Annotated in this window: 11 protein-coding genes and 1 pseudogene; 3 read left to right on the top strand and 9 right to left on the bottom strand. The window is 39.7% G+C overall.

Annotated features, from left to right (window positions below; genetic code table 11):
- Positions 1-454: 454 nt before the first annotated feature.
- The gene (tyrS, locus tag CDG56_RS11315; RefSeq protein ID WP_087547909.1) at positions 455-1,687 is read right to left on the bottom strand and encodes a tyrosine--tRNA ligase; all 1,233 of its coding nucleotides are present in this window, start codon (positions 1,685-1,687) and stop codon (positions 455-457) included.
- 61 nt (positions 1,688-1,748) lie between these two features.
- Between tyrS and CDG56_RS11320 the strand changes: the two genes are divergently transcribed.
- Positions 1,749-2,876: an anhydro-N-acetylmuramic acid kinase gene (locus CDG56_RS11320; protein ID WP_087547910.1), complete on the top strand. Its 1,128-nt coding sequence runs from the start codon at positions 1,749-1,751 to the stop codon at positions 2,874-2,876.
- A gap of 49 nt (positions 2,877-2,925) precedes the next feature.
- Here the strand turns inward: CDG56_RS11320 and erpA are convergent, their stop codons facing one another.
- From erpA to CDG56_RS11350, 6 genes and pseudogenes are all read right to left on the bottom strand, one after another.
- A complete protein-coding gene (gene erpA, locus CDG56_RS11325) occupies positions 2,926-3,261 on the bottom strand; it encodes an iron-sulfur cluster insertion protein ErpA (RefSeq protein ID WP_005158950.1) in 336 nt (111 codons plus the stop codon).
- A 122-nt stretch (positions 3,262-3,383) separates the two neighbouring features.
- Positions 3,384-4,388 carry a putative solute-binding protein gene (locus CDG56_RS11330; protein WP_087547911.1) on the bottom strand — a complete coding sequence of 335 codons (1,005 nt, stop codon included), beginning with the start codon at positions 4,386-4,388 and terminating at the stop codon, positions 3,384-3,386.
- Between the two features lie 282 nt (positions 4,389-4,670).
- The gene (locus tag CDG56_RS11335) at positions 4,671-5,678 is read right to left on the bottom strand and encodes a putative solute-binding protein (protein ID WP_087547940.1); all 1,008 of its coding nucleotides are present in this window, start codon (positions 5,676-5,678) and stop codon (positions 4,671-4,673) included.
- 215 nt (positions 5,679-5,893) lie between these two features.
- Positions 5,894-6,895, bottom strand: a complete 1,002-nt coding sequence (locus CDG56_RS11340; RefSeq protein WP_005158930.1) for a putative solute-binding protein — start codon at positions 6,893-6,895, stop codon at positions 5,894-5,896.
- Between the two features lie 217 nt (positions 6,896-7,112).
- Complete coding sequence (locus CDG56_RS11345; RefSeq protein ID WP_087547912.1) at positions 7,113-8,123, bottom strand: putative solute-binding protein; 1,011 nt, start codon at positions 8,121-8,123, stop codon at positions 7,113-7,115.
- A gap of 44 nt (positions 8,124-8,167) precedes the next feature.
- A pseudogene (locus CDG56_RS11350) lies at positions 8,168-9,174 on the bottom strand (putative solute-binding protein).
- Between the two features lie 210 nt (positions 9,175-9,384).
- Between CDG56_RS11350 and CDG56_RS11355 the strand changes: the two are divergent.
- Together CDG56_RS11355 and CDG56_RS11360 are read left to right on the top strand one after the other, a co-directional pair.
- Entirely contained in the window at positions 9,385-11,313 is a 1,929-nt protein-coding gene (locus tag CDG56_RS11355; RefSeq protein WP_087547913.1) for an ATP-binding cassette domain-containing protein, read from the top strand.
- Positions 11,314-11,624: 311 nt separating this feature from the next.
- Entirely contained in the window at positions 11,625-12,182 is a 558-nt protein-coding gene (locus CDG56_RS11360; RefSeq protein ID WP_087547914.1) for a VTT domain-containing protein, read from the top strand.
- A 111-nt stretch (positions 12,183-12,293) separates the two neighbouring features.
- On the opposite strand, the gene gyrB is transcribed toward CDG56_RS11360, so the two are convergent.
- Positions 12,294-14,762, bottom strand: a complete 2,469-nt coding sequence (gene gyrB / locus CDG56_RS11365) for a DNA topoisomerase (ATP-hydrolyzing) subunit B (RefSeq protein WP_087547915.1) — start codon at positions 14,760-14,762, stop codon at positions 12,294-12,296.
- 48 nt (positions 14,763-14,810) lie between these two features.
- Positions 14,811-15,893: a DNA replication/repair protein RecF gene (gene recF / locus CDG56_RS11370; protein WP_087547916.1), complete on the bottom strand. Its 1,083-nt coding sequence runs from the start codon at positions 15,891-15,893 to the stop codon at positions 14,811-14,813.
- Positions 15,894-15,913: the final 20 nt, after the last annotated feature.

Genomic DNA, 15,913 nt, shown 5'->3' on the forward strand with positions numbered 1-15,913 from the left:
TTCTGACTAAAAATTCGCTCAAATAAACTTCGAGAAATTCTTACCATTCAATCAATGAAATATTTTCGATCGATCAATCAGTAAAAATCCACACAAGTTGTTCTTCTATTCTCTTAATGATCTTCTCGATGATTCGTCATCACCAAGCTAGGTCGGCTATGTTACTCTAATCTAAATTAAAGTCAACAGGTAATTTCGATATTTTTAAAACTTACCAATCAACCCAAGAACCTAACCAATCTAGCCAAATCCTTGTTTCTCAACAAGTTTTTATCTGCATCACCGCCGATGGATGTGCATTCTACACCATTCCTCCCCCAACACAACCCCCTTTTTTATTATTTTCTTTTGCATGTTTCTTTTTTCTACAATATTAGTGTTTTCGTTGTTTTTATCAGCTATTTACGTATAAAAAGCAGGCTAATGGCCTGCTCTTTATTTTTTCCATTGTGATTTAATCAGTAAAAGTCACACGAGCAATCGCCTTTTTACCCGATTGGATGATTAAAGTGACATTCTCTTTTACAGAGAAGCTCATATCAACCACATTCCAGTCAACTTTAACCGCACCACGACCCACGGCATCTTTTGCAGCAGCTGCATTTGGGTTTAAACCAGCAACACGAAGAATTGTGGCAATAAATAACTCACCACCAAACTCACCACGAGAAATTGTCACTTCTGGTGTATCTTCAGGTACTTCGCCTTCGGTTACACGATTGCCTGCGCTCTTGTGTGCATTTTCAGCCGCTTCTGCATCATGGAAACGCTCCACCAGCTCAAGTGCCAAGATACGTTTGATTTCTTGTGGATTGCGACCCGCAGCCATTTCATCCAGCAAGACTTTGATTTCATCAAGTGACTTAAAGCTGAGTAAATCAAAGTAGCGTTCAATCAACCTATCTGGCATTGACAGGATTTTTTGGTACATTGCGCCTGGGGTATCAAATACACCAATATAGTTGCCTAAAGATTTAGACATCTTATTGACGCCATCTAAACCTTCAAGAATCGGTACAGTGATGCAGACTTGTGATTCTTGACCGTAACGACCTTGTAAAGTACGTCCCATGAGCAAGTTAAAAGTTTGGTCTGTTCCACCTAACTCAACATCTGCTTCAAGCGCAATCGAGTCATAGCCTTGTACCAATGGATAGAGGAACTCATGGATCGCGATTGGCTGGTGGTTGTTATAGCGCTTGGTAAAGTCATCACGTTCCAGCATACGTGATACAGTTTGCTGACTTGCCAATTGAATTAAATCAGCTGCAGTTTTTTGGCTAAACCATTCTGAGTTAAAACGAACTTTGGTTTTATTTGGATCTAAAATTTTAAAAACTTGTTCTTGATAAGTCTTGGCATTGGCAAGTACTTGCTCTTGCGACAACGGCGGACGTGTTGCACTTTTGCCTGTTGGATCACCGATCATTGCGGTATAATCACCAATCAAGAAAGTAACCTCATGTCCCAAATCTTGGAAGGTTTTTAATTTATTGATTAGAACCGTATGTCCTAAGTGTAAATCAGGAGCCGTTGGGTCAAAGCCTGCTTTTACACGGAGTGGACGATTCTCTTTCAGTTTTTTCAATAAATCTTCATCAGAGATAATCTCGTGCGTGCCTCGTTGAATGAGAGCAAGTTGTTCTTCGGCTGGCAAGAAATTTGACATCACAAAACCTAAACACATCAGTTATTCAATTTGTGCGATATACTAACATTTTTTCAGCATCTTGCAGGATAAGTTGTATATGAGCGCGATCTATATTGGTGTAATGACAGGCACGAGCATGGATGGTGTTGATATTGTTGCAAGTTCATTTGACCCTTTAACACTACATGCCACACTGACTGTGCCTTTTGAGCCTGAATTACGCGATGAATTAATGGCTTTAACGCTTCCTGACGACAATGAAATTGATCGTATGGGTAAAGCCGATGTCGCTTTGGCACAAATGATTGGACATGGCATTAATGAACTGATTGAAAAGAATAATTTAGATCGTAGCCAAATTAAGGTCATCGGTTCACATGGGCAGACCATTCGCCATCGCCCTGAACATGGCTTTACCCTGCAAATTGGTGATCCAAATATCATCACTGAAATTACTCAACTCCCTGTCGTTTCTGATTTTCGGCGTCGTGATATGGCCGCAGGAGGGCAAGGTGCTCCTTTAGTACCAGCTTTCCATCAAGCTTTGTTTCAGCATGACAGTATCCATCGTGTCATTTTGAATTTAGGCGGTATTGCCAATGTCAGTATGTTGCCTGCAAATGACCTTGACGGTGTTTATGGCTTTGATACAGGCCCTGCAAATATCTTAATGGATGCATGGTGTCATCGTCATACTGGGCATCCATACGATGAAAATGGCGACTGGGCTGCTTATGGCCATCCAATACGTTCCCTATTAGATCGATTGCACTCACACGAATACTTTTCGAAAGAACCTCCAAAAAGTACAGGTCGCGAAGACTTTAATATTGATTGGTTAGATGATCAACTGATCGATTGGCGCAATGATTTAACCTATGACGAACTCGAAGATACGCCTGAAAATATTCAAGCGACCTTACTGAAACTTACCGTAAGAGCAATTCAAAAAGCAGTCTATCGTTCTAGCATGGAAACAGGCGAACTCTACGTTTGTGGCGGCGGTGCTTATAATTCTTATTTATTGGAACAATTACGTTGGCGCTTACGCAAACACAATTGGTCAGTACAAACCACGGATGCCCTTGGCTTAGCACCGACATGGGTCGAAGCGACGGCGTTTGCATGGTTAGCCATGCGTTTCGTTGAACAACTGAGTGGAAATTTACCCGCTGTAACAGGTGCATCGGGTGATCGTATTTTAGGTACGATTACGATGGTATAAAGAATAAAAAGCTTCTCAAATTGAGAAGCTTTTTATTCTTTAGAATCTATTAAATCGAGAAAGATGATCCGCAACCGCAAGTTGTCGTTGCATTCGGGTTTTGCACCACAAAGCGAGAACCTTCCAGTCCTTCAAGATAATCAACCACTGAGCCAACCAAGTATTGATAGCTAAGTGAATCAACTAACATTTTAACGTCGCCATTGGTAAATTCAGCATCATCTTCATTAACACTTTCAGCGAAATTAAAACCATAAGAAAAGCCTGAGCATCCACCACCCGTTACATAAACACGTAACATCAAGTCGTTATTCCCTTCACTTTCGCGTAATTGGCGAACTTTGTTGGCAGCATTATCTGACAATTCAAGAGCTTGGGCATTCATGGTAGATATTCCTCAGACTTCAATTCGTCTTTCATAAATAAAAGACCCGATATTCAGTATAGCATACTCAATATCGGGTCTGTATTTGAAGTTTAAAGTGCGATTAAGGACTTTTTAACAGATTATTTATAATTCTCTTCCTGCAAAGCACATTCAAAATTTTTGGCATCTTCGCGACAACGGAATTGCCATAACAACTTCATCATACGCTTATCGTAAATTCCTTTTGCTGTCAGGTTAATACGTGCCTCACGCATTAATTTTTGATAGCCAGGTTTATCAGCAGGAGGTACTTCCATCCAGTATTTTTGTGGAATATCCGCTTTCATTTTACCCAAGATACCAAAAGCACGTGGTAACTGTGCCTTCACCCATTCCCTTGATTTTTGACCAAAACCAGCAGGGAATTTATCAGGATGGATAATCAGGTTGCCTGTCACCTGCAAGATTGGGTAATTGACAATCGCACCTTTAGTACCTAAACCTTTGTAAAGTTCTAATGGTTTAAACGCGGCAGCAGGTGCACCTATGATGTCAACCTGACCATTATTAAATTTAGCACCAAAATTAGTGATATCTGAACTTACAGCTTGAGCACCCACTTGTGAAGCCATAATTTTTTGTGCTTCATCATAGTCTAAAACCGCAATTTTTTTACCTGCAGCTTTTGCAACGGTATTGATATTACGGTCATTTACTAATAAATATGCATCACCAATCGGAATCACACCAGCCACTTCATATTTACCATTCACCATCGCTTTGGCAAAAGTTGGACTCGCTAAACCTTGCATCACTTTGACAGCAAGCTTAAGGTCGGTGATAGCACCAATTGCATCTAATGAGCCTGTAAATGAATTGAATTGTCGGCCTCGCATACCTGTGATACTGACGCCATCACATTTCCCTGCTTTAAAATCTTCTGCAATGACCGCTTCATTGGTTCCAACTTTAAGCTCAATATCTGCACCCCAAGTTTTAGCTGCAAGCTGATAATCTTTCATTAATGCGTACACATCACCGCTTTTACCTACGATATCAAATACACACATTGTTTGTTTTGCTTGAGCTGCAACAGAGACAGCTGCTATGCCTGTCGCAAGTAGTAAAGGCTTAAACCATTGCATATTATTTTTCCTTTGCATCAATATTGTTTTGTTGCGCAACATTTACGTATATGAAGAGCAACGTTCTATCCTAATAAGGTCTTCAAATGAATATATGTTTAAATACAGTCGTTCTTAATCTTCCCGATTAAAACATATTTTAAATCTTCTCGATTTCATTTGTTTTTATATGGTTATGATTGCGATATTTCTATATAAAGACAATGACTTAAATGACAAGCACTTAAAAACAAAAAGCCTAGAAAAATCTAGGCTTTAAGTTACTTTTATAGCATTTGATGATTATTCACCAGGTAATGCACATTCAAAGTTCGCTTTGTCTACTGAACAACGTGCTTTCTTCAATACTGACATCATACTAGCATCATAAATACCACGTTTAGTCATATCTAAACGACCATCACGCATTAATTTTTGATATTTTAACTTGTCTTCAGGAGTTAAGTTCATTTTGTATTTTGCTGGAATTTCAGCTTCATAACGCTTGATCATTGCGAAAGCTTTTGGAAGTTGCTTCACAAAATAATCACGAGATTTTTGGCCAAAACCAGCTGGGAATTTTTCTGGGCGTAACACAAGATCCGCAGTCACTTGTAACACTGGGAAGTTAAACATCGCACCGTTAGCACCTAAGCCTTTGCTCAACTCTAATGGCTTATATGCATAAGCAGGAGCACCTACCATATCTACTTGGCCATTGTTAAATTTAGCAGCAAAGTTAGAAATATCAGAAAGTACAGCTTGTGCACCTACGCGTTGTACCATAATTTTTTGCGCGTCATCATAACCCAATACTGCGAATTTTTTACCCGCTGCTTTTTCGATTGAGTTAATGCTCTTATCACGCACGAAAATATAAGCCGCACCTAATGGAGCAATACCACCAACTTCGTATTTATTACCACCAAGGTTAGTTACCATTTTTGCTGCATTACGTTGATCTAGAACATAAGTAATCGCACGTTGAGCGATTTCATTACTTGGCGCACCACCTAAAGAGTCAATAGAACCCGCAAACTTGTTATATGGACGAGCACGCATTGCTGTCATTGCTACAGCAGCACATTTACCCGCTTTAAAGTTATTATCAGCGACTTGTTCATCTGTGATTGCAAGAAGGTTTACATCAGCGCCCCAGCCTTTTGCTGCAAGTGCCCAGTCCTGCATCATTTTGTATGATTCACCTGACTTTCCTAATAAGTCGAATACACACACATCAATTGCTGCTTGAGTAGAAGCAGATACACCTAAGATCGAAGTTGCTGCAATAGCTAACGCAATTTTTTTCATATTTTTCATCCTTCCACAAACTTTATGTTTGTCTCCTTGTTCGAAGCAAATATTAATCATGTTTTTCAAAAAAAAATAGAGCTTGTGCTCTATTTTTATGTCAATAATGTTTACTTTTTGTCCTGTTTTATCTCATTCACTTATTTTCATAAACATATTTGTGATAAGTGATGACTTTCGTTAATCAATTTATAAATTCAGGAACAAAACTATAACTATTCGGCACTCAAAGAACATTCAAAGTTAGTGCGTTCAACCGTACAACGTGCTCGTTTGAGGACGTTCATCATGCTGGCATCGTAGACCCCTTGTCTGGTCAAGTTCATTCGTCCATCACGCAACATTTTTTGATAGCGAATTTTATCTTCACTAGACAATGTAATTCTTTTCGCATTCATACCCGCTTCTAAACGCTTTACCATTGCGAAGTTACTTGGCAATTTGTTCACGAACCATTGTCGAGATTGGGTACCAAAACCACTTGGGAATTGCCCAGGGCGAATAATTAAATCCCCCGTGATGTTCACAACTGGAAAATTAAATAATGCACCATTTGCTAAACCTTTATTAATCTCTAAAGGTTTATATGCATATGCTGGTGCAGCAATTACATCAACCTGACCACTGTTAAACTTCTTCACAAAATCTGAAATATCAGAGGGCACAGCAACAAGATTTATGCTTTCAACAATCGTTTTTTGCGCTTGATCATAATGTAAATACGCAAATTTTTTGCCTTTGGCCTTTTCAATCGTATCTATATTTTTATCACGTACGAAAGTATAGGCTAAGCCAACTTGAATAATACCAACAACTTCGTATTTCTCACCATTGGTTGTTGCAGTTAAACGGTGTTGGTTACGCTTATCAAGCACATAAGTAATTGCTTTCTGTGCAATCGCATTGCTAGTCACCGCACCTATAGCATCAACAGATCCTGCAAATTTATTATATTTACGAGCACGCATAGAGGTCATATAAACCCCGTCACATTTGCCCGCATCAAAATCTTTTTCTGCTTTCTCTTCGTCCTGATAAGGGATCAGCTCAACATCAGCTTGCCATGTTTTTGAGGCAAGCTTCCACTCTTCAACAAGTTTGTAAGACTCGCCAGCTTTTCCCAATAGATCAAATACACAAATTTCTTGTTTTGCCTGTACAGGAGTAGTCATGACAAATAGAGTCGCAGCACTCAATGCCAAAAGTCCTTTTTTCATTTTGTTTTCCCTTATTTGCTGTTTTTGCATATTTTTCCACCACCGAGAGACGAATATAGTCAGATCTTGACTAAAAGCCTAGTCCTTTTATTTACATACATCGGGTTTTACTGATTTTTAATAGCACTCATCACATTTTACTCATTGATAAAATATCTATTTTCCCTATCAAATGATTTGTTCAAATCACCACACAATTCAATCTGGATTCAGATTTTTATTCATCTCCCAATGAACATTCAAAACGGGTTCTTTCCACTGAACAACGTGCCCGTTTCAACACGCCCATCATCACTGGGTCATAAATACCATCTTTGGTAAAACGGATTCGTTGCTCCCTGAAAAGTTTTTCATAATTCTCAACTTCTTGCTTAGAAAGCGAATATTTATATTTTGTTGGAATGGCATCCTCAAGCCGTTTAATCATGGCAAAACTTGTTGGAATTTGTTGTATAAACCATTCCCGTGAATTCAGAGAGAAACCTGCGGGAAAAGAATTTGGGCGAATAATCAACTCAATCGTAATATTCACAACAGGAACGTTGTCAAACATTGCCCCTATTGTTCCCAGTCCTTTCTCAATTTCCAGAGCTTTATAGGCATAGGCAGGCGATGCAATCACATCGGCCTGATTGGCATTAAATTTTTTGGCAAAATCAGAAACGTCTGATGGCAACCCAACCATTCCGATTGCTTCAAGAATTTTCCTTTGTGCATCATCATGTTTCAGATAAGCAAATTTTTTGCCTTTGGCTTTAGCAAGCGAGTTGATACTTTTATCATGTACAAAAATATAGGCCAGACCAAACTGGGAAATCCCTGCAACCTCAAAGGTATCTCCATCTATTGTTGTGATCAGACGGCGTTTATTACGCTTATCCAACGCAAAATGGATCGCTTTTTTTGCCACCTGATTATTGATCACACCACCAATTGCATCTATTGAACCTGCAAACTTATTGTATTTACGGGCGCGCATGGAGGTCATATATACTCCCTCACACTCACCAGCTTCAAAATCATTCTGTGCCTTGGCTTCGTCCTTATAGGGAACCAACTGAATCTTGGCTTGCCAAACCTGTGCAGCCAGCGCCCATTCCTCCGCGACTTTATACACTTCTCCCGCTTTTCCCATCGGATCAAACACACAAATTTTTTGTTTTGCCTGAGTTTGACCCGCAACGCTGAACAATGTTGCAGCAGCTAAAGCGAATAATCCTTTATTCATTACATTCTCCCTATAGAATTATTTAATCATCAAAAATTTAAAATCTATTCACCACCCAGTGAACATTCAAAACTGGTCCGATCCACCGTACAGCGCGCACGCTTGAGCACGTTCATCATGGTGGCATCATAAATACCTCGTGAGGTCAAGCCAATACGTGCCTCACGTAGGATTTGCTGATAACGCGTCCTGTCCTCATTGCTCAGATTCATTTTATATTTGGCGGGTAATTCCGCTTCAATCCGCTGAATCAGGGCAAAGTTGGTATTGAGGCGGTTAATGAACCAGGCCCTCGAATGTTGGCCAAAACCACTGGAGAATTTTTCAGGACGAATGATCAGGTCCATGGTCATGTTGACAGCTGGAAAAGTAATAATTGCCCCCTCATGTCCCAAACCTTTAAAGAGTTCTAATGGTTTATAGGCATAAGCTGGTGCGGTCATAATATCGGCTTGGCCATTGTTAAATTTTTTAGCGATATCGGAAATGTCCGAAAGGACCGCTTGCCCACCCAAGCTTTTAACAACGATTTTTTGTGCTTCATCATAGCCGAGAACAGCAAATTTTTTACCTTTGATGTGCTCAATGGTATCCATTTTTTATCTTTAACGAAAATATAAGCCAGACCAATTTGTGATATACCGACAACTTCGTAGACCTGATTACCTATACTACTGGTCAGACGACGTTGATTACGCTTATCTAAGGCAAAACTAATGGCTTTTTGTGCAATTGCATAACTCGGTACAGCACCAATCGCATCGACAGAACCTGCAAATTTGTTATAACTCCGCGCACGCATAGATGTCATGTACACACCATCACATTTGCCCTGCTCGAAATCATTCTGGGCCTGAGCTTCATTTTGATAACCCAGTAAAGTGATGTCACTGCGCCATGTTTTGGCCGCCAAAGCCCATTCCTCCATGGCTTTGTAGGCTTCACCAGACTTACCCAATAAATCGAAAACACAAATTGTGGTTGAGGCATTTACCTGAGTATTTAAACCCAAAAGTAGCATCGCCCCTAATGCAAGAATTCCATTCTTCATTCATAATCCTGTTTCTATATTTCTAGTCTTGTTACTTATTTTTTCATATAAACTAAATAATAATCTGATTTGCATCACAAAAATAGAGCTTTTGCTCTATTTTTATTGGTAGAATGATTTAATTCGATCAGTTTGATCTGTAATATAAAAATTTGCATTCATGGGCGATCACCTTAAAATGCAGCTATCTCTTCGCTATTTTGCATACTCATGATTCAATTTGACCAAGTTTCATTACGCCGTGGTGGGCGAGTTCTATTTCAAAAAGCATCGATGCAGCTTCATCCTGGCTGGAAAATTGGTCTTACTGGCGTGAATGGCGCAGGCAAATCAACACTATTTGCTGCTTTCTTAGGTGACTTGGTTGCAGATGAAGGGAATCTAACTCGTCCAGCGGTTTGGACTGTGGCACACATGGCTCAGGAAATTAAAGCCTTAGAAATGCCAGCAATTGATTTTGTTTTGTCTGGTGACGAAGAATATTGGGACATTCAAGAAAAATTAGCGCATCCAGATCAACTGAGTAATGATGATTTAGCCAAATTACATGGTCGATTTGATGAAATTCATGGTTATGCAGCACCTGCGAAAGCAGCCCAATTAATGGCAGGTTTAGGATTTCTTGACCATCAAATCCGTTTAAATGTCGCAAGCTTCTCTGGTGGTTGGCGGATGCGTTTAAACTTAGCACGCACCTTAATGAGTCGTTCAGACTTACTGTTATTAGATGAACCAACGAACCATTTGGACTTAGACGCCATCTTATGGCTAGAAGATTGGCTTAAAGCCTATGAAGGAACACTGGTCCTGATTTCGCATGACCGTGATTTTCTCGATGCAATTACGGATCATATTCTTCATATTGAAAATCAAGAGTTAACCTTATATACAGGCAACTACTCTACCTTTGAAACGACACGTAGCGAGCGCTTAGCACAACAACAACAGGCTTTTGAAAAGCAACAAGAAACACGCGCCCATCTGCAAAAATTTATTGATCGCTTTAAAGCCAAAGCAACTAAGGCTCGCCAAGCGCAAAGCCGTATCAAACAGTTGGAACGCATGCAACAACTTGCGCCTGCCCATGTCGATACACCATTTACCTTTAGCTTCCGTGAACCCACCAAAATGAGTTCACCCTTGCTGAGTTTAGATGCGGCAACAATTGGTTATGGCGATAAAATCATTGCCGAAAAAATTCGTCTGCAAATTACTCCAAGTTCTCGTATTGGTTTACTCGGGATGAACGGTGCGGGTAAATCAACGCTGATCAAAACTTTAGTGGGTGATTTACCATTACTTGCTGGCGAACGTAAAGCCTCAGAATTACTCAATATTGGATATTTTGCTCAGCACCAGATGGATGCTTTAGATGCCAATGCCAGTCCAATGCTGCAATTGGCTCGTATTGCTGACAAAAAGATCAGTGAAGCCGCATTGCGTGCTTTTTTAGGTGGATTTGGCTTTAGTGGCGAACGTATGGATACGCCGTGTGAAAGCTTTTCAGGTGGCGAACGTGCTCGCTTAGCTTTGGCGCTGATCGTATGGCAGCGCCCAAATGTTTTAATTCTAGATGAACCGACCAACCATTTAGACTTAGATATGCGCCATGCTTTAAGTATGGCTCTACAAGATTTCGATGGTGCAGTGGTCTTAGTTTCACATGAACGTCAACTGATCGCCAGTGTCTGTGATGATCTACTTTTAGTGCATGCAGGAAAATGTACGGAGTTTGAGGGTGATTTACAAGACTATGCCAAGTGGTTACGTGAAGCGCGCCAACAGCTCATTAATTCACAGAATGCAGTACAGCAACAAACAGTAGCGTCTCAAAATACAGCAGCTAAAGTTGACAAAGAAGCGCAACGTAAAGAAGCGGCTCGTCGTCGTGAAATAACTCGTCCTATTCGAAAAAATATTGAGAAAGCTGAAACTCAAATTGAAAAGATTCAGCCACGCTTAGCTACAATTGAAAATGCATTAGCAGACAGCACTCTGTATGAAGCTCATCGTAAAGATGATTTAATCAAGCTAATGAATGAACAAACTGAGCTAAAATCTAAGCTGGGACAGTACGAAGAACAACTGTTAGAGTTGATGATGGAGCTTGAAGAGTTAGAAAGTTCTTTTGAAGTTTAAAATAAATGCCTAATTCTCTTTTTGGGAATTAGGCTTTTTCTAATCATAGAAGAATAAATAACGACATTACGATTTGCTTAGAGACTAAAAAATAATAAGAATACCGATAAAAGTGTCATGATTCTGCCAATCATTTCAGATCAGGTCTAAATTAGAATTTTCTCATAAAATTGAGCTTTAGGTTCAGGCTAGATATACTCAACCTTATCATTTTAAAGTTATTACTTTTAAATGCACATCGAGAACTAAGTTCATTTTATATTTTTGTACTTCAATTTGGTGAGTACTCGATTTTGGATCATACAAACTGAATGAATTCTTTAGATTTTATTTTTAACTTTGAACATATTCTTCCCATTTTAATTCAAGAATATGGCTTATGGATTTATGCGATCCTATTTTTGATTATCTTTTCAGAAACCGCCTTTGTGTTTATGTTCTTTTTACCAGGCGATAGTCTTTTACTCACCGTAGGCGCTTTATGTTCAGTTATTGAATTTATGCATTTGGGTTATATGATTAGCTTACTTTTTATAGCCGCATCTTTAGGCTACATGGTGAATTATCACATTGGTCGTCATTTTGGTGACCGAATTTTTAATATGGAATCTCGATTTATCAAACAAGAATATCTAAAGAAAACTAATACATTTTTCTTAAAACATGGCGGGAAAACTATTCTATTGGCTCGTTTTATCCCATTTGCACGTTCTTTTGCGCCTTTAGCCGCTGGTTCTAGTGCTATGAATTATACCCATTTCGTAATTTATAATATCTTAGGCGCACTATTATGGATTAGTGTGCTGGTTACTGCTGGTTATTTATTTGGACATGCACTCATTCAAGTCAGCAATTTAGTTGAAACCTAATCAACGGAATGTTCCACGTGAAACCTTCATATAAGAAAAAGGCGATGTATCAAGCATCGCCTTTTTCTTATATACGAGAGATAATACAAACTAAATCTCACATTAATTTAATTAAGCATCAATATCCGCATTTAGTGCATTTTCTTCGATGAAGGCACGACGTGGTTCTACATCATCACCCATCAGACAAGAGAACATACGATCTGCTTCAATGGCATCATCAATGGTCACTTGCAACATATTTCGATTTTCAGGATCCATCGTCGTTTCCCAAAGCTGCTCGGCATTCATCTCACCCAAACCTTTATAGCGTTGGATCATCATGCCACGGCGCGAGTCTTGTAAAATATGTTGCCATACTTGATGGAAATTACTTACCTGAATACGACGCTCGCCTTTTTGCAGATAAGCTCCTTCTTCAAGTAACTTAAACCAGCTCTTCGAATTCTTCAATAAACGCGCATATTCAGCAGAATTTAACAGACCAGCATCGAGTAAATACGAATGCGGTAAGTTATGTACATAGACAGTGACACGTGGCCAATAATGTGCTGATTTCTCACCTTGTGCATTTTCACGTTCAAACGTTTCTAATGTAATCTCAGCACGTAAGCTTGGTTGTAACTTTTCAATTGCAACACGTAATTGCTCAGCCCATGATTCAACATAGTCACGTTCATGATTGTGATCTGTTTTAAATGCATCTAGCTCAAGTAAACCATCCAATAAACTTGCAGGATAGCGTTGAGTGAGGCGTTGTAAGCTCTTCTGTGACACCTGATAATCCGCAATCACACTCGCTAATGCTGCACCATTAATCGCTGGTGCTTCAGCGCTGACATGTAATGCAAGTTCATCAATCGCATTAGAAATTAGGTAAGTTTCAAGTGCATCATTATCTTTGATGTACTGTTCTTGCTTACCTTTCTTCAACTTATACAATGGTGGCTGTGCAATATAAATATATCCACGCTCAACCAATTCTGGCATTTGACGGAAGAAGAAGGTCAATAACAAGGTACGAATATGTGAACCATCCACGTCCGCATCGGTCATGATAATGATTTTGTGATAACGCAATTTGTCTGGATTGTATTCTTCACGCCCAATCCCACAACCTAAAGCAGTGATGAGCGTACCAACTTCTTGACTTGAAATCATCTTATCAAAGCGCGCACGTTCAACGTTCAAGATTTTACCTTTCAACGGCAAAATCGCCTGCATTTTACGGTTACGACCTTGTTTCGCACTACCGCCCGCAGAGTCACCCTCGACTAAATACAATTCAGACAATGCTGGGTCTTTTTCCTGACAGTCTGCCAATTTACCTGGTAAACCAGCAATATCTAATGCGCTCTTACGACGAGTCATTTCGCGCGCTTTACGCGCTGCATCACGCGCACGCGCTGCATCAATAATCTTACCTGCAATCGATTTCGCTGCTTGTGGATTTTCCAGTAAATAAGCTGAAAACTCTTTGTTCATGGCCTGCTCTACCGCAGGTTTTACTTCACTCGAAACCAATTTTTCTTTGGTTTGTGAAGAGAATTTAGGGTCAGGTACTTTCACTGAAATAATTGCAGTTAAACCTTCACGTGCATCGTCACCTGTGACAGCAACTTTTTCTTTTTTCAATAAACTTTCATTTTCCATGTAGCTGTTTAAGCCACGAGTCAATGCTGCACGGAAACCTGCAAGGTGTGTACCACCATCTTTTTGCGGAATATTATTGGTAAAGCAACGTACATTTTCCTGATAACTATCATTCCACTGCAACGCAACTTCAACCCCAATACCATTGTCAGCAGCAACGGTAAAATGAAAAATATCATTCAAATGGTGTTTACCTTCGTTAATATATTTAACGAATTCAGATAAACCGCCTTCATAGTCATAAACATGCTCAAGATTGACACGCTCATCACGTAAAACGATTCGAACACCTGCATTCAAGAAAGATAGCTCTCTTAAACGACGTGCCAAAATATCGACACTAAAAATGGTTTGGCTAAACGTTAGCTCACTTGGCCAAAAACGAACCGTTGTACCCGATTTATCTGTTTCACCAATCACACGTAATGGATATTGTGAATCACCATGCTGATATTCTTGCTCGTGAATCTGTCCAGCACGATAAATTGTAAGTTGTAATTTTTTTGATAAAGCATTTACAACTGAAACGCCTACACCGTGTAAACCGCCTGACACCTTATAGCTATTATCATCAAACTTACCACCCGCATGCAGAATGGTCAAAATCACTTCTGCCGCAGATATCCCCTCTTCTGGGTGAATATCTGTTGGAATACCACGACCATTATCGGATACGCTGACCGACTCATCCTCATGGATCGTGACTAAAATTTCATCACAATGTCCTGCTAAAGCTTCATCGATGGCATTATCCACCACCTCAAACACCATATGGTGTAAACCTGTACCGTCATCAGTGTCACCGATATACATACCAGGACGTTTACGAACCGCGTCTAATCCACGTAAAACTTTGATACTAGAGGAATCATAAGCTTTTTCATTTGATTGTTCTGTTTGAGAGACTGATTGAGACTCTGAACTCATGGTTACTCCCTAGTAAATATTAATCTATCCAAAAATGAGGAAATAAAATTATGGTGCAGCAAGACTGACTTGACCGTGAACAACGTGGAATAATTGAAAAGAAATCGACAAATCCTGTAAGTGTTTTAATACCGACGCATGGTCTAAGGTGGTCATAAAAACTTGACTTCCTAACTGACTCAATCGCTCAATTAACCTTTGTTGTGCGGTCTCATCTAACTCTGCTGTCAGATCATCTAATAATACCACAGTTTCCTTATTACTCGCATGCAGCATTGCAATTTGTGACAGTTTTAATGCCATGATTAACAACTTTTTTTGCCCACGAGAGAGTACATCATCCGCATTGCCAAAAGGTGTTTTTAACCGTAAATCAGCACGATGCGGACCATACTCCGTATAACGCCGATCTAGATCTTTTTGATGCTGCTGAACCAAGTCTTGCAATAGACCTTGCTCAGTATGAAAACCAGGATTGTATTCCAGTTCTATCTCAAGATTAGGTAGCAGTATTTTTAAATCTTCATGGAAAAATTGGTTCCATTGCTCAACAATACTGACCCGCTGTGAATGCAACATTTCACCATAATCACTGAGCATTTTATTCCAAGGCTCTAAATCAGCCAAAGTCAGATTGCGCCGTGTCTTGAGCAAACTATTCCGTTGTTTGAGTGCGCGAGAATAATACTGCCATGCAAAATAGAACTCAGGTTCCACGTGGAACATTAACCAGTCTAATAACTGTCGTCTTGGCTTTGCGCCATGATCAATAATATCGGTACTTTGTGGATCGATATGCTGTAAAGGTAATAATTTTGCCAGCTGACCTTGAGTCGCAATGGTATCGCCATTGACCTTAATCACCTGTTCGCCCGAAGCCAGCTTTTGCATGCCAATACGTTCAGTGGCAGATTGCGCAAAAACAATCGCATCCCCTGCTTCATATTGAATGTAATGTTTTGGAATATGGGTGCGAAATGAACGCCCTGTTGCCAGTAAATGAATAGCCTCTAGAACTGCCGTTTTTCCAGAACCATTTGCGCCGTAAAAAATATTAAACGGTTGCAACTCGTGGAGTGCAACCGTCTTTAAATTACGTACACGTTCGATATTTAAACGCGTGATTTGCATGCTTTAAAACTCAAACATCA

Source organism: Acinetobacter sp. WCHA39, assembly GCF_002165385.1.
GTDB lineage: Bacteria > Pseudomonadota > Gammaproteobacteria > Pseudomonadales > Moraxellaceae > Acinetobacter.